The following is a 19,860-nucleotide window of genomic DNA, read 5'->3' as shown; positions in this document are numbered from 1 at the left end:
CCGTCCGCACGGGACTCTCACGGAGGGTGAGTGATGGGTTCGATGAGCATCTGGCACTGGGTCGTGGTGCTGGCCGTGGTGCTCCTCCTGTTCGGTCGCGGCAAGATCTCCGACCTGATGGGCGACGTGGCCAAGGGCATCAAGTCCTTCAAGAAGGGCATGGCGGACGACGACACGGCGACTGCGCCGTCTTCGGCCCCCGAGACGCCACGCAACATTCCGCACCAGGTTTCGAGCACCACCGAGGCCGAGAAGAAGCCGGTCTGATCGCGGCATCCTGCGAGGAGGGGCGGCGGCACGTCCGCCGGCAATAAGCCGTCATGTTCGACATCGGCTGGTCTGAGCTGATGCTGATCGGCATCGTAGCGCTGATCGTCATCGGTCCGAAGGAATTGCCCTCGGTGCTGCGCACCGTCGGCAAGACCCTGGGGAAGCTGCGCCGCATGGCGGGCGAGTTCCAGGGGCAGTTTCAGGATGCCCTTAGGGAAGCCGAGCTGTCGGAGATGCGCAAAGAGATCGGCAGCATCGCCGAAGGCGCGGGCGACAGCGTGAAGAAGAGCTTCCCCGGCATGGACGTTCTCGATCCGCTGCGCTCGATCCGCGAGGAAATCCGCGCGACGGTGGAGAGTGCGACCGCCCCGGCGGCGGCCGGCGCGGCGACGGCGGCGGCTGTCTCCGCCGGATCGGCAGATGCCGCGCCCAGCGATCCGTCCGCTGGCGAGGCCGGGGCCGAGCATCCGGCCGGAGCGATGCCGGCACCCGCGAATGCGACGCCAACGACCCCGGTCGTCGCCGAACCGCTGGTGCCTTTGCCCGCGCCGGCGGCAGAGCCCCTCATCGCGCCCCAGGACATCCGCCAGGACATCCGCCAGGACGCGCCCCAGAATGCCCCCCTTGCGCCGGCCGAAACGCCGGCACCGGCGCACGACACGCCCAAGACCGGTGGATCTTCGGCATGAGCGAGGACGAAATCGACGCCTCCAAGGCGCCTTTGATGGATCATTTGATCGAGCTGCGCTCGCGGCTCATCAAGTCGGTGATCGCCTTCCTGATTGCCTTCTTCCTGTGCTTCATGCTGGCGAAGCCGATCTACAACATCCTGCTCTGGCCGTATGAATTCGCCTCCGGCTTCGCGACCACCGTGAAGCTGATCTATACCGCGCCGCAGGAATTCCTGTTTACCCAGATCAAGCTCGGCATGTTCGGGGCGGCCTTCCTGTCGTTTCCGATCGTCGCGACGCAGGTCTACATGTTCGTCGCGCCCGGCCTCTACCGGCACGAGCGGCAGGCCTTCCTGCCTTATCTCGTAGCGACCCCGTTCTGCTTCCTTCTCGGCGCGGGCTTCGTCTATTTCATCGCCATGCCGCTCGCCATGAGCTACTTCCTCAACATGCAGCAGATCGGCGGCGACGGGCAGGCGGAGATTTCGCTGCTGCCGCGGGTGTCGGAATATCTCTCGCTCATCACCACGCTGATTCTCGCCTTCGGCGTCACCTTCCAGCTTCCGGTGATCCTGACGCTGCTGGCGCGGATCGGGGTTCTGACCTCCGACCAGCTCCGCAAGGCGCGCCGCTATGCCATCGTCGCGGTGTTCGTGGTGGCCGCCGTGCTCACCCCGCCGGACGTGATCTCCCAGCTCTCCCTTGCGATCCCGACGCTCCTTCTCTACGAGGTCTCGGTCTATCTGGTGCGCATCGTCGAGCGGCGCCGGGCAGCGGAGGAGAAGGCCCGCGAGGCGGCATCCTCCGCACCCTGACGCGGCGGCGGGCGCCCCTGTCCTCGATTTTCGGACGGCGGCCGTCCCCTCCTCCCGGCAAGGCCGCCGCTCCACCGGAGCGGGTCGCATGCACGACATCAAATGGATTCGCGACGAGCCCGAGGGCCTGGTCCGGGCGCTGGTGCGCCGCCAGGTCCCGCAGGCGGAGGCCGCCGCGCTGCGCGACACGCTGCTCGCGCTGGACGAAGAGCGCCGCGCCGCGCTGACCACGCTGGAAACCCTGCTCGCCCGCCGCAATGCCGCCTCCAAGGAGATCGGCCAGGCCAAGGCCGCCAAGGACGAGGCCAAGGCCGCCGCCCTCATGGACGAGGTCGCGAAGCTCAAGACCGACGTGCCGGCTCTCGAAGCCCAGGTGAAGGCGGTCGAGGCCAAGCTCCAGGCCGAACTCGCCGCAATCCCCAACGTCCCCCTCGCCGAGGTGCCGGACGGCAAGGACGAGCACGACAATGTCGAAGTGCGGGTGGTCGGACAGAAGCGCGCCTACGACTTCGCGCCCCGCCAGCATTTCGAGATCGGCGAGGCTCTCGGCCTGATGGATTTCGAGACCGCCGCCAAGCTCTCCGGCGCGCGCTTCGTGGTCAATAAGGGACCGCTGGCCCGGCTGGAGCGGGCGCTCGGCCAGTTCTTCCTCGACCGGCATACCGGGACCGAGCACGGCTATACCGAAGTCAACCCGCCGCTGATGGTGCGGGACGAGGCGATGTTCGGTACGGCGCAATTGCCGAAGTTTCGCGAGGATCAGTTCTTCGCCGGACCGGGGGACTTCTGGCTCATCCCGACCGCCGAAGTCCCTTTGACCAACCTGGTGAGCGGCGCGATCCTCGCCGAGGACGAGCTCCCGCTGCGCTATACCGCCTGCACCCCCTGCTTCCGCGCCGAAGCGGGGTCGGCCGGCCGCGACACGCGGGGGATGATCCGGCAGCACCAGTTCACCAAGGTGGAGCTGGTCTCGATCACCACGCCGGAGCAGGCGCTGGCGGAGCACGAGCGCATGCTCGGCTGCGCCGAGGCGGTGCTGAAGGCGCTGGACCTGCATTATCGCGTCGTGACGCTCTGCACCGGCGACATGGGCTTCGCCTCCCAGAAGACCTACGACATCGAGGTCTGGCTGCCGGGCCAGAACGCCTATCGGGAAATCTCCTCCTGCTCGGTGTGCGGCGACTTCCAGGCGCGGCGCATGAATGCCCGCTACCGGCCCAAGGACGCCGCCGGCAAACCGGGCGCGCCGCGCTTCGTCCATACGCTGAACGGCTCGGGGGTCGCGGTCGGGCGCGCCCTGGTCGCGGTGCTGGAGACCTATCAGCAGGCCGACGGCTCCGTCATCGTGCCGGACGCCTTGCAGCCGTATATGGGCGGCATCACGACGATCGCGAAGGCGGGATAGGCCACACGGCCCGTTCCTCCCCGCCCCGGACGGGCGCCCGTCCGGCGCGACAGACAGAAGGACCGATCATGCGCATCCTGGTGACGAACGACGACGGCATCCATTCCCCCGGCCTCGACGCCTGCATCCGGATCGCCGAAGCTTTGTCGGACGACGTCTGGGTCGTTGCGCCCGAGTTCGATCAATCGGGGGTCGCGCATTCGCTGTCGCTCTCGGACCCGCTCCGGCTGCGCGAGATCGCGCCGCGCCGCTTCGCCGTGAAGGGCACGCCGACCGATTGCGTGATCATGGCGGTGCGCCACATCCTCGACGCCCCGCCGGATCTGATCCTGTCCGGCGTCAATCGCGGCCAGAACATCGCCGAGGACGTCAGCTATTCCGGCACCGTGGCGGGCGCGATCGAGGGCACGATCCTCGGCATCCCCTCGGTCGCCTTGTCCCAGGCGTTCGGGCCGACGACGCGCGAGGCGCCGAGCTACGACACCGCCGAGACCTACGGGCCGGACGTCGTGCGCACCCTTTTGAAGGAAGGCGTGCCCAAGGGCATCGTCATCAATGTGAACTTCCCCGACCGGCCGCCCCAGGAGGTCGCGGGCATCGCCGTCACCGCCCAGGGCAAACGCGACCAGAACCTGATGCGCATCGAGGCGCGGCGCGACGGGCGCAACAATCCTTATTTCTGGATCGCCTTCGAGCGGCGCATCTCCGCGACCGTTCCGGGCTCCGACCTGCGCGCGCTGGATGAGGGACGCATCTCGGTGACGCCGCTGCGCGTCGACCAGACCGACGAGCCCTTCATGACCCGGCTGGTGCAGGTGTTCGAGGAAGCGGCCAAGGCGTGACCAGCCGGCAAGGCCGGGCGATGGGCGCTTCCCTTGCCGTCTCCGGCCATCGCTGCTAAGGAGCCGCGCGGCCGCGTTGGCGCGGCGGCATCCCACACTCCAAATTTACAGGACGGTGAGCATGGCGATCGAGCGCACATTCTCGATCATCAAACCCGACGCGACACGCCGGAATCTGACGGGCGCGGTCAACGCGGTCATCGAGAAGGCCGGTCTGCGCATCGTGGCCCAGAAGCGGATCGCGATGACCCGCGCCGAGGCCGAAGCCTTCTACGGCGTCCACCGCGAGCGGCCCTTCTTCGGCGACCTCGTCGCCTTCATGACCTCCGGCCCGGTCGTGGTCCAGGTGCTCGAAGGCGAGAATGCGGTCGCCGCGTATCGCGAAGTCATGGGCGCGACCAACCCGGCCAATGCGGCCGAGGGCACGCTCCGCAAGCTGTTCGCCGAGTCGATCGAGGCCAATTCGGTGCACGGCTCCGACAGCGCCGAGAACGCCAAGATCGAGATCGCCCAGTTCTTTTCGGGCAACGAAATCGTCGGCTGACGCACTCCGGCACGGCGCGGGCGGCATCACGCGCTGCGCCGTGCCAAAGGACCGCGGCGCAGCATCTTTTTTCACGGCGGCGTGTCCGGTTTTGGTTGTGAGACACCGAGCCGTCGATTAGCTTCCGCGAGGCATTCATAATACGGCGCACCAGACGCAGAATGCCGGGATGGAAATCGTGGTGCAAGGATAGGGACCGATGTCGTTTGACTCCCCTGCGCTCTGGTTCGCGCTGCTGCAAATCATCTGGATCAATATTCTGCTCTCCGGCGACAATGCCGTGGTGATCGCCATGGCGTGCCGGTCGCTGCCCGACAAGGCCCGCAAATGGGGCATCGTCATGGGCGCCGGCGTGGCGGTCGCGCTGCGCATCCTGTTCACCGGCATCGTCGCGACTTTGCTTGCTCTGCCCTGGCTGAAGCTGGTGGGCTCGCTCGCCCTGATGTGGATCGCGGTCGATCTCGCTTTGCCGGGCGAAGAGGCCGACGACGCGGTCGAAGCGAGCGACAATCTGTGGAAGGCGGTCGGCACGGTGGCGGTCGCCGATATCGTGATGAGCCTCGACAATGTCGTCGCCGTGGCCGCGGTCGCGAACGGCAACTGGCTGCTTCTGGTCCTCGGCCTCGCCATCTCGATCCCGCTGATCGTGGCCGGCTCGTCCTTGGTCATGTCGCTGCTCGACCGCTTCCCGCTCCTGGTCTGGGCCGGCGCCGCCCTCCTCGGCTGGGTGGCCGGCGAGATGCTGGTGTCGGACGTCGCGGTCATCGAGCGGCTCGGCGGCGAGGAGGCAGCGCATCACCTCGATCTGCCGGTCGCCGCGATCTGCGCGCTTCTGGTCATCGGCGTCGCCTATGGCGTCGGGCGCGTCCGCAAAGCGAAGCACTCCAAGGCCTGATCTCTGGTTCCAAAGGGGGCGAATTCGCCCCCTTTCCTTTGCGTCACGACTTCCCATAGGTAATCACGCAACGGAATAGTTCGATTTACGTTACGATACGGACGATACCTTCCAAAGAGCGCGAAAAAGACGAGGATCGCGATGGATTTCGACTCTCCCACATTCTGGCTCTCGCTGATGCAGATCATCTGGATCGATCTGCTCCTGTCCGGCGACAATGCGGTGGTCATCGCGCTCGCCTGCCGCTCCTTGCCGGAAAAGCAGCGCAAATGGGGCATCCTGCTGGGCGCCGGCGCGGCGGTCGGCCTGCGCATCCTGTTCGCTCTGGTGGTCTCCTATCTGCTGGGCGTCCCCTTCCTGAAGGTCGCGGGCGGCCTGCTGCTGCTCTGGATCGCGGTCAAGCTGATCACCGACAATTCCGGGGACGCGCATGAGGTCGAAGCCTCGGACAGCCTGTGGAAGGCGGTGCGCACCATCGCCGTCGCCGACGCCGTGATGAGCCTCGACAATGTGGTCGCGATCGCCGCCGCCTCGCGCGGCCATCCCGAACTGTTCATCTTCGGCCTGCTGCTGACCATTCCGCTGATCATCGCCGGCTCGCAGCTGGTCATGGCGCTGCTCACCCGCTTCCCGATCATGATCTGGGCGGGCGCGGCCCTGCTCGGCTGGATCGCCGGCGAGATGGTGGTCGGCGACGTGATCTCCATGCAGTACATGCAAGGTCTCGACCCCGCGCTGGTCCAGGCGGACGCGGACTCGCCCATCGGCATCAAGCCCGCCGCCCTGCCGCATTATGTGGCGAGCGTGATCGGTGCGGTCATCGTGGTCGGACTCGGCCTCATCCTCCGCAGCCGGAATCGCGCCCACCAGGAGGCGTGACGGCCCGCCCCAAGCGTAAAGAAGCGGCCATGCCCCGATCGGGCATGGCCGCGGCGACAAGCCGGACCGGGCGCCCTGCCCGGTTCGGCTTTTTTATTTTGTCGAATGCGGCTCTATAAGGGGCAAGGAGCCGCCATGACCAAACACGTCCCGATCCGCGCCTCGGCCTGTCCGCACGATTGCCCCTCCACCTGCGCCCTGGAGGTCGAAGTGGGCGCGGACGGCCGCATCGGCCGCGTGCGGGGCGCCGCGGACAATTCCTATACGGCGGGCGTGATCTGCGCGAAGGTCGCGCGCTATGCCGAGCGGGCGCACCATCCCGACCGGCTGACGCAGCCGCTCGTCCGGACCGGGCCAAAGGGCTCGGGCCAGTTCGCGCCGATCTCCTGGGACGACGCGCTCGACCGCATCGCCGCGGCGTTCGACGCCGCCGCGCGGCGCCACGGGCCGGAATCGGTCTGGCCCTATTTTTATGCCGGCACGATGGGCCTGCTGATGCGCGATGGCATCAACCGGCTCACCCACGCCAAGCGCTATTCGCGCTTCTTCTCCTCCATCTGCGTCAATCCAGCCTGGAGCGGCTATCTCGCCGGCACCGGCCGGCTGACCGGCGCCGATCCGCGCGAGATGGCGGCTTCGGACCTCGTCGTCATTTGGGGCACGAATGCCGTCTCGACCCAGGTCAATGTGATGACCCATGCCATTCGGGCGCGGAAGGAGCGCGGCGCCAAGATCGCGGTCGTCGACGTCTACCGCACGCCGACCATGGAGCAGGCGGACATTCCCCTCCTGCTGCGCCCCGGGACCGACGGCGCCCTCGCCTGTGCGGTGATGCACGTGCTGTTCCGCGACGGCCACGCCGACCGCGCCTATCTCGCGCGCTACGCTAACGACGCGGAGGCGCTGGAGGCGCATCTGCGCGACCGGGACCCCATTTGGGCCTCCGCCATCACCGGCCTCGGGGTGGACGAGATCGAAGCCTTCGCCGCACATGTCGGCACGACGCCGCGCAGCTATTTCCGGATCGGCTACGGCCTCAGCCGCAGCCGGAACGGCGCGGTCAACATGCACGCCGTCGCCTCGATTCCGGTGGTGTCCGGCGCCTGGCAGCACGAGGGCGGCGGCGCGTTCCATTCGACCTCCGGCCTCTACCGCCTGCGCAAGACGCTGATCGAGGGCCTCGATCTGCGCGATCCCACCGTGCGCGAACTCGACCAGTCGCGCATCGGCGCGATCCTGTGCGGCGATGCGGAGGCCCTGTGGGGCGGCCCGCCGGTCGACGCGCTGCTGATCCAGAACACCAATCCGCTCAGCGTCGCCCCCGACCAGTCGGCGGTCAAACGCGGCTTCGCGCGTGAGGACCTGTTCGTCGCGGTGCACGAGCATTTTCTTACCGAGACCGCGCGCCAGGCCGACATCGTCCTGCCGGCCACGATGTTTACCGAGCATGACGATCTCTATCAGGCCGGCGGGCATCCCCATCTCCTGCTCGGCCCCAAACTGGTCGAGCCGCCGGGCGAATGCCGCTCGAACCATGAGGTGGTGTGCGCACTCGCAGCGCGGCTCGGCGCCGAACATCCCGGCTTCCACCTCTCGGCCCGCGCCATCATCGACCGCACGCTGGCGGAGTCCGGCCGCGGCTCGCTCGCGGAGCTGGAAGAGGCGCGGTTCCTGGACGTCGCGCCGGACTTCGCCACGGCGCATTTCCTCACCGGCTTCGGCCACAAGGACAAGCGATTCCGGCTGAAGGTGGACTGGCCGAACATCGCCTATCCCGCCCCCGCCAAGTTCGGACCGGTCGACGACATGCCGTCCTTGCCGGACCATTGGGCGGTGATCGAGGCCGCGACGGAGGAACATCCGTTCCGGCTTGTGACCGCGCCGGCGCGGAACTTCCTCAACTCGACCTTCACGGAGACGCCGACCTCGGCGCAGCGCGAGGGCCCCCCGTCGCTGCTGATCCATCCCGACGACGCGGCGGCGCTCGGTCTCGCCGCGGGCGACTGGGTGGCGGTGGAGAATCCGCGCGGCCGGGTCCTGCTCCAGGCGCGCCCGTTCGAGGGCCTGCGGCGCGGGGTGGTCGTCTCGGAGCAGATCAAGCCCAACCGGGCGCATGCCGGCGGGTGCGGGATCAACACCCTCACCGGCGCCGATCCGGTCGCGCCGGTCGGCGGCGCGGCGTTCCACGACAACCGGGTGCGGCTGACGAAGGTGTCCGCCCCGGTCTGAGGCGCAGGCGGGTCAGAAGCGGGGCGCGACCAGGATCTCGGCGGGCATCCGCGCGCCCTCGATCCGCACCCGTTCGGCCTCGATGCTCAGCCGCCCGCCGGCGAGGAGGCCGAGCGCGGCGGGATAGAGCGCATGCTCCTGCCGCAGCACGCGGGCGGCGAGAATGTCGGGCGTGTCTTCGAACTGAACCGGCACGACCGACTGCAGGATGATCGGCCCGCTATCCATTTCCGGCCGCACGAAATGCACCGTGCAGCCGTGGAACCGCACCCCCGCTTCGAGCGCGCGCGCATGGGTGTCGAGGCCGGGAAAGCTCGGCAGCAGCGAGGGATGCACGTTGATCATGCGGTTGCGCCAGCGCTCCACCAGCCAGGGCGTGAGCAGCCGCATGAAACCTGCGAGGCAGATGATGTCGATGTTCTCGATCCGCAGATGGGCGTCGAGCGAGGCGTCGAAGGCGATCCGATCGGCGAAATCCCGATGATTGTGGATCATGGTCCGGATGCCCGCCGCCTTCGCCACAGCGAGCCCGGCGGCGTCCGGCCGATTCGACACCACGAGAGAAATTTCGGCAGGGAAATCCGCCGCCTGCGCCGCTTTGATCAGCGCCGACATGTTCGATCCGCGCCCCGAAATGAGGATCGCCGTCCGTTTTTTCATATGCCCCAGCCCGACCCAACCTATGCGCGCAACCAGCGTCTCCCCATCTAAACCGCATTCCGCCGCGAACACAAAGACTTGTGCCGACAATCAACGCTTTTGCGGGTTCCGGCGGCGATCAGAGGCCGAGTCGGCCGGCATAGATCACGCGAGGGCCGCCTTCGGCCGGTTCGACCGCACCGAGCCGCACCACCGTCTCGCCCGCCTGGGCGAAGGCGTCGGCGACCCGTTCGGCGGCCTCCGCCGGCACCACGACGGCCATGCCGATCCCACAATTGAAGGCGCGCAGCATCTCCTCCGGCGCGACGCCGCCCGCTGACGCCAGCCAGCGGAACACCGGGGGCACGATGAGAGTGTCGAGGTCGATTCGGGCCTGAAGCGTCTTCGGCAGGACGCGGGGGAGATTTTCCGTGATGCCGCCGCCGGTGATGTGGGCGAGCGCCTTCACCGCGCCGGTGGCGCGGATCACGCCGAGGACGCTGCGCACATAAAGCCGCGTCGGCGTCAAAAGAGCGGTGCCGAGCGAAAGGTCGGGCGCGAAGGGCGCGGGATCCGCCCAGGACAGGCCGGCGCGCTCCGCCACCCGGCGGACCAGCGAATAGCCATTGGAATGCACGCCCGACGAGGCGAGGCCGAGGATCACGTCGCCTGCAGCGACATCCGACCGCGGCAGCAGCCGGTCGCGCTCCACCGCGCCCACCGAGAAGCCGGCGAGATCGTAGTCGCCGTCCTGGTACATGCCCGGCATCTCGGCCGTCTCGCCGCCGACCAGCGCGCAGCCGGCCTCGCGGCAGGCGGCGGCGATGCCGCCGACGATCCGCGCGCCAACTTCCGGCGAGAGCCGGCCGGTGGCGAAATAATCGAGAAAGAACAGCGGCTCGGCGCCCTGAACCACGAGGTCGTTGACGCACATGGCGACGAGGTCGATACCGATCGTGTCGTGCTCGCCGGTCTCGATGGCGATTTTCAGCTTGGTGCCGACGCCGTCGGTGGTGGCGACCAGGAGCGGATCGGTAAAGCCGGCGCGCTTCAGATCGAAGATGCCGCCGAAGCCGCCGATTTCGGCGTCCGCGCCGGGGCGCAGCGTGGCCTTCACCAGTGGCTTGATGAGGTCGACGAGCCGGTTGCCGGCATCGATATCGACCCCCGCATCGCGATAATTGAGCCCGTCCTGCGCCATGGCGTCCCTTCCGTCGTCGCGGCGACCTCGCGCGCAGGACGCTGCGCCCGACCGGCGCGGCATCGCACCCGTGCCGAAAATCCTGGCGGAGCCGACCTCGCGGGTCGCCCGGCGCCTGAGACTGCGGCTCTAGCCGCGAACGGGACGGGTGGCAAGACGAAGGCGTGCGCCGCCTTGCGAGATCGCGCGCAGCCGACCCGTCAGAGCGACTGGCGCAGCAATTGGAGCGCGGCGTCGGCGAAGGCGCGCATGTTCCGCGCCCGGTCGGCCGAGCCGGTCTCCAGGGTGCGGGTCATTTCGATCGGACCGGAAATGGCGAAGCAGCCATGGCCGGGCGCATCGCCGTAACGATTTCCGGACGGGCCGGCGGCGCCGGTCTCGGCGAGGCCCCAGGTCGCGCCGAGGCGCTCGCGCAGCCGCCGCGCCAGAAGCAGGGCATAGGGCTCGCTCGCCCCGCGCAGCCCCTCCAGCTCCTCCGGCGTGATGCCGAGCAGCCCCTCGCGCGCGGCCCGGGTGTAGGACACGGCACCGCCGACATAGAAGGCCGAAGCCCCCGGCTGCACCAGCAGCGCCGCCGAAATCAGCCCGCCGGCCGAGGATTCGACCACGGCCACCGTCTCGCCCCGCGCCTTCAGCCGCGCGCCGAGATCCGACGCCACCGGTAGCAAACTGTCCATGCGGGCTGCCTCCGTCTTCTTGGCGGCACGATGTTACACCATGTCGGCGGCACGGGGGCGGCACGCCCGCACCATCTCGCCGAACGCCTCGATATCGTCCGCGAACGGCAGGGTCCTGCGCCAGACGAGGCCGATCGTGCGCTTGGGCTGCGGGTCGGGAAACCGCATCAGCCGGACCCGGGGAATGGTGCCGCCCTCCGAATGCACGAACATTTCCGGCAGCAGGGTGATGCCCTGGGCATTGGCGACGAGCTGGACCAAAGTCGACAGGCTGGTCGCGCCGAACCGGCGCAGGCGGCGCTGGTCCATCGCCCCGCACACCTGCAGCGCCTGATCGCGGAAACAATGGCCGTCCTCGAGCAGAAGCAGGTCCTCCGGCGCGAGCTGGTCGGGCGAGGCGAGCGCGCCGGGGCGCGGCCCGCCTTGCTGCGGCAGAGCGAGGAGGAACGCATCGTCGAACAGCGCGATGCAATCGAGCGCGGGATGTTCGATGGGCAGGCTCAGGATCAGCAGATCGAGGCTGCCATTGGCGAGTTCGGCCACCAATTGCTCGGTCTGGGTCTCGCGCAAGGCGAGTTCGAGGCCGGGATGCGCCCGGCTCACCTCCGGCAGGAGGCGGGGCAGCAGATAGGGCGCCACCGAGGGAATGACGCCGAGCCGCAGCCGGCCTTCCAGCAGCCGCCCGCGGGCGCGGATCGCCCGCTCCAGATCGGCGATCGAGGCGAGCACCGCCCGGGCGCGCGACGCCGCTTCCTCGCCCGCGACCGTGAGCCGCACACCGCTGCGCCCACGCTCGACCAGCTCGGCGCCGAGATAGGCCTCCATGTCGCGGATCTGCATCGACAAAGCCGGCTGCGTGACGGCGCATTCCTCGGACGCCCGGCCGAAATGACGGTGCCGGGCCAGGGCCTCGAAATAGCGCAGTTGGCGAGTTGAGAGCATATCGATCAGATAATCTTATCCTAGAACCTATGCAAACTGATTTGTGCTGATCGCCGTGCCGGCCCAGAGTGCGCGCCGACCACTCCGGAACCCGGCGCACCGCCGGGACATGCGCACAGGGGACGCTCGGATGACCAAGCCAACACTCACCACGACCGCCGGAAATCCGATTTCCGACAATCAGAATTCGATCACCGCCGGCCCGCGCGGCCCGGTCCTGATGCAGGACTATCAGCTGATCGAGAAGCTCGCCCATCAGAACCGGGAGCGCATTCCCGAGCGCGTGGTGCACGCCAAGGGCTGGGGCGCCTTCGGCACGCTCACCATCACCGGCGACATCACGCGCTACACCAAGGCGAAGGTGTTCTCGCAGGTCGGCAAGACCACGGATCTGCTGCTGCGCTTCTCGACCGTGGCCGGCGAACTCGGCGCGGCGGACGCCGAGCGCGACGTGCGCGGCTTCGCGCTGAAATTCTACACCGAGGAGGGCAATTGGGACCTCGTCGGCAACAACACCCCGGTCTTCTTCGTCCGCGACCCCTATAAGTTTCCGGACTTCATCCACACCCAGAAGCGCCACCCCAAGACCAACCTGCGCTCGCCCACCGCGATGTGGGACTTCTGGTCCCTCTCGCCCGAGAGCCTGCACCAGGTGACCATCCTGTTCTCCGACCGCGGCCTGCCCACCGACGTGCGGCATATGAACGGCTACGGCTCGCACACCTATTCGCTGATCAATGCGGCCGGCGAGCGGTTCTGGGTGAAGTTCCACTTCAAGACCCTGCAGGGCCACAAGCACTGGACCAATGGCGAGGCCACCCAGGTGGTCGGCCGCACCCGGGAATCCACCCAGGAAGACCTGTTCTCGTCCATCGAGACCGGCAATTTCCCGAAATGGAAGATGCAGGTCCAGGTCATGCCGGAGGCGGACGCGGAGAAGACCTCCTACAATCCCTTCGACCTGACCAAGGTGTGGCCGCACAGCGAGTATCCGCCGATCGACGTCGGCATCCTCGAGCTGAACCGCAACCCGGAAAACTATTTCAACGAAATCGAGCAGGCGGCGTTCTCGCCGTCGAACATCGTTCCGGGCATCTCCTTCTCGCCCGACAAGATGCTCCAGGCGCGGATCTTCTCCTATGCCGACGCCCACCGCTACCGGCTCGGCACGCATTACGAGCACCTTCCGGTCAATGCCGCGCGCTGCCCCGTCCATCATTATCACAAGGACGGGTCGATGCGGTTCTTCCCGCAGATGACGGGCAATACCGACGCGTATTACGAGCCGAATTCGGTCTCCGGCGCGGCGGTCGAGAACCCCGCTTATGCCGAGCCGCCGCTCGCCATTTCCGGCGATGCGGAACGCTACAACCATCGCATCGGCAATGACGATTATTCCCAGCCGCGCGCTCTGTTCGAACTGTTCGACGCCGACCAGCGCGCCCGGCTCTTCAGCAACCTCGCCGAAGCGATGTGGGGGATTCCCGAAGCGATCGCCGAGCGCCAGCTCGGCCATTTCGACAAGGTCCATCCGGAGTACGGCGCCGGGGTGCGCGCCGCCCTCGAGGCCATGACGCGTGAGAAGGCCGCCGAGACCGCTCAGCAGCAGAAGATGCCGCAGGGCGCCGCAGCGGCGGAGTGACGATTCGCCTCGCGGCTGATCGGCGAGAGGAGTCAGGAGGGGGGCGCGGCGTTTGCTTCGCCCCCCTTTTCATGGGCGACTGCTCTCGCGTGCCGTGGGATGGGCCAAATAGTGCCTTAACATTCCTCCATCCGGAAAGGCCCGCGCTGACGGAAGCGGACAAAAGTGCTAGTGGTCCCGCCCAAGCCTGGGGAGGCGAAGGGAGATCACGCATGCATGTCGCTGGCCTGTTGGACCGCAGCCGGAGTGCGGGAAAGGGAGCGCTGGTCGCGCTCCTGATGTCCGGCCTCGTGCTTCCCCATTATGCTTATGCCCAGCAGGCGCCGGCGGCGCAGTCCGCACCCGGCGTCACGCAGGGCCTCGCTTGGCCGCGCGACTTCGATGTCGGCGACAACCGGCTGGAAATCTATCAGCCGCAGATCGAGACCTGGGAGGGCGATCGCATCACCGGACGCGCCGCCCTCGCGGTCGGCCCGAAGAACGGCGCGCCCACCTACGGCTTCGCCCAGTTCGCCGCCCGCGCCACCATCGACAAGGCGTCCGGCCTCGTCCATCTCGACCAGATCGTGGTGCAGAAGGTCGAAGTCGCGACCGCGCCCGAAAAGGCGCCCGAGATCAAGTCTACGATCGACCAGCGCCTGCCCAAGGACGGCATGACGGTGCGGCTCGACCAGCTCCAGGCGAGCTATGCGGTCAACCAGAAGATCGCCGCCCTGCGCACCCAGCCGGTCGACAACAGCCCGCCGAAGATCGTTTTCACCGACACCCTCACCATTCTGGTGCCGATTTCCGGCGAACCGGCCCTGCGCCCGGTCGACGGCGCGAACGGCTTCCAGCGCGTGATCAATACGCGCCCCCTGATCCTGCGGGATTCGGGCGGTGTCTATCACCTGCAGGCGGCCGGCACCTGGTATGAGAGCCGGGATCTCAACGGACCGTGGCTGGTGACGCCGCAGCCGACGCAGGCGCTCGTCAATGCCGGCAAGGCCGCCGCGAAGGCCGGCACGCCGGATCCGCTGCTGTCCCAGGACGGCAAGCCGATCACCCCGCCCCCGGCCATCCTGGTCTCGACCGTGCCGACCGAGCTGGTGCAGACCAACGGCCAGCCGCAGATGCTGCCGGTGTCCGGCACGTCGCTGCTCACCATGAGCAATGCCGACCATGCCGTGTTCATGGATCCCAACAACAACGATTTCTACGTGCTGATTTCCGGCCGCTGGTTCCGCTCGGCGGGCATGAACGGGCCGTGGGCCTATGTCGCCCCGGACGCGCTGCCGGCGGATTTCGCCAAGATCTCGCCCCACGACCCCAAGGCCAACGTCCTGGTCTCGGTGGCCGGCACGCCGCAGGCCAAGGAAGCGGCGATCGCCGCCACCATCCCGCAGACCTCGACCGTGAAGCGCTCCGCCACCACGACGGTCAGCTATGCCGGCGCGCCGCAATTCGCCGACATCCCGGGCACGCCGCTCAAATATGCGGTCAACACGCCGCTGCCGGTGATTCAGGTGTCGCCGTCGAGCTATTACGTCGTCAATAACGGCGTCTGGTTCGTGGCGCGCGCGCCGTCCGGCCCCTGGGCCGTCGCGGCCGAGGTGCCGCCGGTGATCTATACGATCCCGGTCGCCTCGCCGGTGCATTACGTGACCTATGTGCGGGTCTACAGCACCCAGCCCGACGCGGTCGTGGTGGGCTACACGCCGGGCTATATGGGCGTGATGGTCGCGCCCGGCGGCACCGTGGTCTACGGCACCGGCTACAATTGCGTCGGCTATGTCGGCGCGGCCTATTGGTATCCCTGCCCGACGACCTACGGCTACGGCGCCGGCTTCTCGCTCGGCGCGGCGGTCGGCTTCGGCTTCGGCTTCGCGGCCGGCTGGGCCTGGGGCGCGGCGGTGACCCCGGGCTGGGGGCCGTATTGGGGCGCGGCGCCCTACGGCCATTGGGGCTATGTCAATGTCAACCAGGCCAACATCTATGGCCGCTGGGGCGGGGCAGCCACGGTGAGCCATGCCTGGGGCACCACCTGGACCGGGACCGATTGGGGCACCCGGGCCTGGAGCGGAAACACCGCGCGCGGCACCGACTTCGCCGGCCGCTCGGCCGCTGCCTTCAATCCCTATACCGGCAATTACGGCGCCGCCCGCGACAATACCCGGTACAATCCCTATACCGGCGCGCGCGGCACTTCGAGCGCGTCGATCTCCGGCAATGCCTATACCGGGAATTACGATGCCACCCGCCAGTCGGCGGGCGCGAACCCCACCGCCGGAACGGCCCACGCCTCGTCCACGTCGGTCAGCCGCACCAACGGCCAGGTCGACGTCGACAGCAAGGGCGTCGCCACCAACCAGCGCACCGGCAATTCGGTCGCCTGGAACAACGGCAACGTCTATGCCGACCATGACGGCAACGTCTACCAGCACGACAATACCGGCTGGAACCGCAATACGGGCTCCGGCTGGCAACCGGTCGACCGCTCGTTCGACAGCAGCCAGCTCGACAATGAACGTCAGGCGCGCGACTTCTCGGCCCAGCGCTCGACCTTCGGCGGCGACCGTTTCGGCGGCGGCGGCGGGTTCGGCGGCTTCCACGGCGGCGGCGGTTTCCGCCGCTGATGTTCCGGGGCGTTCGCCGCCTGCAATGTCGGGCGGGAGAACCGAGCGGGCGGCACATCGAGCTTCGAGCGGGCGCCTTCGGGCGCCCGTTTCTTGTTTGGCCTGTCGTCAGTTGAAGCGCGGCTTCCGCAGCAGCGCCGCGCGGTCCACCGAGCGCAGCTCGACCTCGAACACGTCGTCCTCGCGTTGCAGCCGGAGCGGGATCACCGTTCCCGCCGGCCCCTGCGCCCAGAGCGCCCCATAGAAGTCGGCGAGATCGTGAACCGGCACGCCGGCCAGTTCGAGGATCAGGTCGCCGGTGCGCAATTCCGCCCGCGCCGCGGGGCTGCGCGGCGTGATACCGATCACCTGCACGTGCGCCCCGTTCTCCTGCGCGAAGACGCCGAGCCAAGGCCGCGGCGGAAACGGTGCACGGCCGCTGGCGAGGTCGTCGAGAATCGGCGGCAGAAGCTCGGCGGGCACGAACATGTTGATCGGCGCGCTGCCCCGCCCGGTCTGTCGTTCCAGCCGCAGCGAACCGACGCCGGCCAGCTCGCCCGACGGCCCGATCAGCGCCGCGCCGCTCCAATGGGGGTGGGCCGGCTGGGTGATCAGGGCCTCGTCCAGCAGATATTCCCAATAGCCCGCGAACGGCATGCGGGCGAGGACCTCGCCGGCGGCGGCATGGCTCCGCCCGCCGGCCCCGGCCAGCAGAACCGGATCCCCGGCCCCGATCCCGCGCGAGGTGCCCACCGCGAGGGCGGGAACGCCGAGAGGATCCAGCGCCTGGAGCAGTCCGAAGCCGGTGACCGAATCGACCCCGAGCACATGGGCGGGCACCCGCCGCCCATCATTGATCGTCAGCGCGACCTCGGACGCTTCGGTGACGAGATAGCCGATCGTCAGAACCAGACCACTCGCACTGATCACGGTGCCGTTGCCGAGCCGCTCCACGCCCAGAATGGATGCGGTGAAGGCATCGTCGGGAATCGTCGCCTCGACCGCCACCACGGCCGAGAGAACCGCATCGAGGTCAAACGGGTAAGCTTCGGCGAGCGGCCGCATGCGGGCGTCGACCTCATAGCCATCGAACGGATATGCCATGCCAATCTCCTGCTCGCACCAGAACCCGCCGCGCGCCCAGATGTTCACCCGCAATGCGGCGATCGGTCAAAGGGAGACGGCGCAGGCGTGCCGCCTTGTGCGGGGTTCGACTTGTGCGGGGTCTAAAAAACCGGAACGCCCCGCCCGTTATACGGGCGGGGCGCACAGCTGGGCTTGTACCGGCCGTGGTGGCATCCGGTTGGGATCCACTCTTCGGGACTTCGGTGCCGAGGATGCGGGAACACGAAGTTCAACCTGGCCCGGCGCTCGATCTCGATGGGGGGATATACAGACCTTTGTTCCGCACCTTTCAATCATACTTTAGTCGCATGCTGTAGCTCGGCCGTTTCACACCAGTGCCCCGCCACCGTCCAGATAGACCACGCTGCCGGACTGGTAGGGGTTCGCCATGAAGGCGAGCACCTGCACCGCAATGTCCGCCGGCAGGCCGACCCGCCCGACGGGCAGGCGCGCGGCGGCATTGTCGAACATCGCCGCGCGGGCATCGTCCGCCAGTCCCGCGAACATCTCCGTGGCGACCAGGCCCGGCGAGACGCAATTCACCCGAACCGGCGCGAATTCCAGCGCCAGGCCCTTGGCGAGGGCTTCGAGCGCGCCGTTGATCGCGCCCTGGATCGCCGCGCCCTTGCGGGGCCGGATGGCGAGAAAGCCCGAGACCAAGGTCAGCGAGCCGCCATCGGTGATCCTGGCGGCGCGGGCGACGCGATACGTGCCCCAGAATTTGGAATTCATCGACTGGTAGGCATCGGCCAAAGCCAGATCCCGCACCGCCGCCACCTTGGTCTGCGAAGCCGACACCACGATATGGTCGAACGCCGCCCGGCCGGCGAAGAAATCGGCGATGCCCACCTCGTCTCCGGTGTCGAGGATCGCGCCCTCGGTCCCCGCGCCGAGCCGCTCCACCGCGCCCGCCACCTTCTCGGCCGAGCGCGAGGCGATGGTGACCGCCGCCCCTGCCGCGGCGGCGGCCGCGGCGACACCGAAGCCGATACCCGAACTGCCGCCGACGACGAGCACCCGCTGCCCTGCCAGATCCATGGTCCCCTCCTGTTATTTCGTCGCCTTGGCCGAGAGATGGTCGCCCGCGTCCTTCGGCAGGCGCAGGCAGTCATAGACGCTGAACAGCGAAACCAAGGCGATCACCAGGAACGCGCCGCGATAGGACACCGCCGGCACCTGGCCGAGCCCGGCCAGATCCGCGCCCCATTCGGCGAGGCGGATGGCGATCGCACCGAGCGCGACGCCGAGGCCCATGGCGATCTGGAAGGCGGTCGAGAACAGCGTATTGGCGCCGCTCATCCGCTCGGCCGGCACGTCGGCGAAGGCGATGGTGTTCAGCGCGGTGAACTGCATCGAGCGCGTCAACCCGCCGAGGAACAGAATGGTCGCGATCACCGCTGTCGGCGTCTGCGGCGTGAACAGGGCGCAGGCCGCCAGGGACGCCGCATTGATGAGGCTGTTGATCAACAGAACCCTGCGAAAGCCGAACCGCTTCAGCACCGGCACCGTCGCCGGCTTCATCAGGAGATTGCCGGCGAACACCGCCATCATCAGCAGGCCCGCCTGAAAGGCGTCCAGCCCGAAGCCGAGCTGGAACATCAGCGGCAGGAGAAAGGGCACAGCGCCGATCGCGGCGCGGAACGCCGAGCCGCCGCGCACCGCGACGCTGAAGGTCGGCAGGGAGACGGCGGACAGATCGACCAGCGGATGCGCCGCGCGCGCCAGATGGCGCAGGCCGAGCCCCAGCAGCAGCAGGCCGGCGCCGGCGGTGAGCGCCGCGACGCTCCAGTCGACGTCCGGCTGGCCCAGCGCCTCGGCGGTCCACAGCAAAGTGAAGAGGGCACCACCGCAAAACACGAAGCCGGGCCAGTCGAATGGCCGCGACACCGCGGCGCGGTCGCCCGGGATCAGGATCAAGGCCGCGACGAGGCCGATCATTCCGAGCGGCAGATTGAGATAGAAGATCCAGCGCCAGGTGGCATAGGTGGTGATGAAGCCGCCCACCGGCGGCCCCAGGATCGGCGCCACCAAAGCCGGCCAGGTCAGCATGGCGATGGCCGAGATCAGCCTTTCCTTGGGCGTGGTGCGCAGCACGACGAAGCGCCCCACCGGCACCATCAGCGCCCCACCCACCCCCTGGAGAATGCGCAGAAGAACGAATTCGGTGAGGCTCTGGGCGAGACCGCACAAGAGCGACGCCAATGTGAAGACGATGATCGCCGCGGCGAAGACGCGGCGCGGCCCGAACCGGTCGGCGACCCAGCCGCTGATCGGGATGAAGACGCCGAGCGTCAGCAGATAGGCGCTGACGCCGATGTTCAGCTCGATCGGCGCGACGCCGAAGCTCACCGCCATTTGCGGGATGGCGGTGGTGATCACCGTCCCGTCGAGATTTTCCATGAAAAAAGCGCCGGCCACCAGCAGCGCGATCGCGGTGCTGCTCCGGCGGCTCTGCGGGGGGACCGGCGTGTGCATGACCGACCTCATACC

At 68.1% G+C, this 19,860-nt stretch carries 18 protein-coding genes; 11 read left to right on the top strand and 7 right to left on the bottom strand.

The window, feature by feature from the left end; all coding sequences use genetic code 11:
- Nucleotides 1-33 precede the first annotated feature (33 nt).
- The 9 genes from EDC64_RS15865 (at nt 34) to EDC64_RS15825 (ending at nt 8,550) form a co-directional block, all read left to right on the top strand.
- Nucleotides 34-267: a twin-arginine translocase TatA/TatE family subunit gene (locus tag EDC64_RS15865; protein ID WP_132033098.1), complete on the top strand. Its 234-nt coding sequence runs from the start codon at nt 34-36 to the stop codon at nt 265-267.
- Nucleotides 268-320: 53 nt separating this feature from the next.
- Nucleotides 321-959, top strand: a complete 639-nt coding sequence (gene tatB, locus EDC64_RS15860) for a Sec-independent protein translocase protein TatB (protein WP_132033096.1) — start codon at nt 321-323, stop codon at nt 957-959.
- The gene (tatC, locus tag EDC64_RS15855) at nt 956-1,756 is read left to right on the top strand and encodes a twin-arginine translocase subunit TatC (RefSeq protein ID WP_132033094.1); all 801 of its coding nucleotides are present in this window, start codon (nt 956-958) and stop codon (nt 1,754-1,756) included. The genes tatB and tatC overlap by 4 nt, the downstream gene beginning before the upstream one ends.
- Before the next feature lie 88 nt (nt 1,757-1,844).
- Complete coding sequence (gene serS, locus EDC64_RS15850) at nt 1,845-3,161, top strand: serine--tRNA ligase (RefSeq protein WP_132033092.1); 1,317 nt, start codon at nt 1,845-1,847, stop codon at nt 3,159-3,161.
- Between the two features lie 68 nt (nt 3,162-3,229).
- A complete protein-coding gene (gene surE / locus EDC64_RS15845) occupies nt 3,230-4,003 on the top strand; it encodes a 5'/3'-nucleotidase SurE (protein ID WP_132033090.1) in 774 nt (257 codons plus the stop codon).
- Nucleotides 4,004-4,124: 121 nt separating this feature from the next.
- A complete protein-coding gene (ndk, locus tag EDC64_RS15840; RefSeq protein ID WP_132033088.1) occupies nt 4,125-4,547 on the top strand; it encodes a nucleoside-diphosphate kinase in 423 nt (140 codons plus the stop codon).
- A gap of 199 nt (nt 4,548-4,746) precedes the next feature.
- On the top strand, nt 4,747-5,442 hold the full coding sequence (locus EDC64_RS15835; protein WP_132033086.1) for a TerC family protein: 696 nt from the start codon (nt 4,747-4,749) through the stop codon (nt 5,440-5,442).
- A gap of 141 nt (nt 5,443-5,583) precedes the next feature.
- The gene (locus tag EDC64_RS15830; RefSeq protein WP_132033084.1) at nt 5,584-6,321 is read left to right on the top strand and encodes a TerC family protein; all 738 of its coding nucleotides are present in this window, start codon (nt 5,584-5,586) and stop codon (nt 6,319-6,321) included.
- A gap of 135 nt (nt 6,322-6,456) precedes the next feature.
- Complete coding sequence (locus EDC64_RS15825) at nt 6,457-8,550, top strand: molybdopterin-dependent oxidoreductase (RefSeq protein ID WP_132033082.1); 2,094 nt, start codon at nt 6,457-6,459, stop codon at nt 8,548-8,550.
- Nucleotides 8,551-8,562: 12 nt separating this feature from the next.
- On the opposite strand, the gene purN is transcribed toward EDC64_RS15825, so the two are convergent.
- The 4 genes from purN to EDC64_RS15805 all read right to left on the bottom strand — a co-directional run bounded on the left by purN (nt 8,563) and on the right by EDC64_RS15805 (nt 12,009).
- A complete protein-coding gene (gene purN, locus EDC64_RS15820) occupies nt 8,563-9,165 on the bottom strand; it encodes a phosphoribosylglycinamide formyltransferase (protein WP_245504731.1) in 603 nt (200 codons plus the stop codon).
- 163 nt (nt 9,166-9,328) lie between these two features.
- The gene (gene purM / locus EDC64_RS15815; protein ID WP_132033078.1) at nt 9,329-10,390 is read right to left on the bottom strand and encodes a phosphoribosylformylglycinamidine cyclo-ligase; all 1,062 of its coding nucleotides are present in this window, start codon (nt 10,388-10,390) and stop codon (nt 9,329-9,331) included.
- A 200-nt stretch (nt 10,391-10,590) separates the two neighbouring features.
- Nucleotides 10,591-11,067, bottom strand: a complete 477-nt coding sequence (locus tag EDC64_RS15810) for a CinA family protein (RefSeq protein WP_132033076.1) — start codon at nt 11,065-11,067, stop codon at nt 10,591-10,593.
- 33 nt (nt 11,068-11,100) lie between these two features.
- Nucleotides 11,101-12,009, bottom strand: a complete 909-nt coding sequence (locus tag EDC64_RS15805) for a hydrogen peroxide-inducible genes activator (protein ID WP_132033074.1) — start codon at nt 12,007-12,009, stop codon at nt 11,101-11,103.
- A 130-nt stretch (nt 12,010-12,139) separates the two neighbouring features.
- On the opposite strand from EDC64_RS15805, the gene EDC64_RS15800 reads away from it, so the two are divergent.
- Both EDC64_RS15800 and EDC64_RS15795 read left to right on the top strand, forming a co-directional pair.
- Nucleotides 12,140-13,651: a catalase gene (locus EDC64_RS15800; protein WP_132033072.1), complete on the top strand. Its 1,512-nt coding sequence runs from the start codon at nt 12,140-12,142 to the stop codon at nt 13,649-13,651.
- Nucleotides 13,652-13,863: 212 nt separating this feature from the next.
- The gene (locus EDC64_RS15795; RefSeq protein ID WP_132033070.1) at nt 13,864-16,266 is read left to right on the top strand and encodes a carbohydrate-binding family V/XII; all 2,403 of its coding nucleotides are present in this window, start codon (nt 13,864-13,866) and stop codon (nt 16,264-16,266) included.
- A 108-nt stretch (nt 16,267-16,374) separates the two neighbouring features.
- Here the strand turns inward: EDC64_RS15795 and EDC64_RS15790 are convergent, their stop codons facing one another.
- The 3 genes from EDC64_RS15790 to EDC64_RS15780 form a co-directional block, all read right to left on the bottom strand.
- Entirely contained in the window at nt 16,375-17,349 is a 975-nt protein-coding gene (locus EDC64_RS15790; RefSeq protein WP_132033068.1) for a S1C family serine protease, read from the bottom strand.
- Nucleotides 17,350-17,697: 348 nt separating this feature from the next.
- A complete protein-coding gene (locus EDC64_RS15785) occupies nt 17,698-18,408 on the bottom strand; it encodes an SDR family oxidoreductase (RefSeq protein ID WP_132033066.1) in 711 nt (236 codons plus the stop codon).
- A 12-nt stretch (nt 18,409-18,420) separates the two neighbouring features.
- Complete coding sequence (locus EDC64_RS15780; protein WP_132033064.1) at nt 18,421-19,845, bottom strand: MFS transporter; 1,425 nt, start codon at nt 19,843-19,845, stop codon at nt 18,421-18,423.
- Between the last annotated feature and the right edge of the window lie 15 nt (nt 19,846-19,860).

The organism is Aquabacter spiritensis (assembly GCF_004346185.1).
Lineage (GTDB): Bacteria > Pseudomonadota > Alphaproteobacteria > Rhizobiales > Xanthobacteraceae > Aquabacter > Aquabacter spiritensis.
The sequence above is the reverse complement of the archived record's forward strand: the minus strand, read 5'-3'. Positions and strand labels throughout refer to the sequence as shown.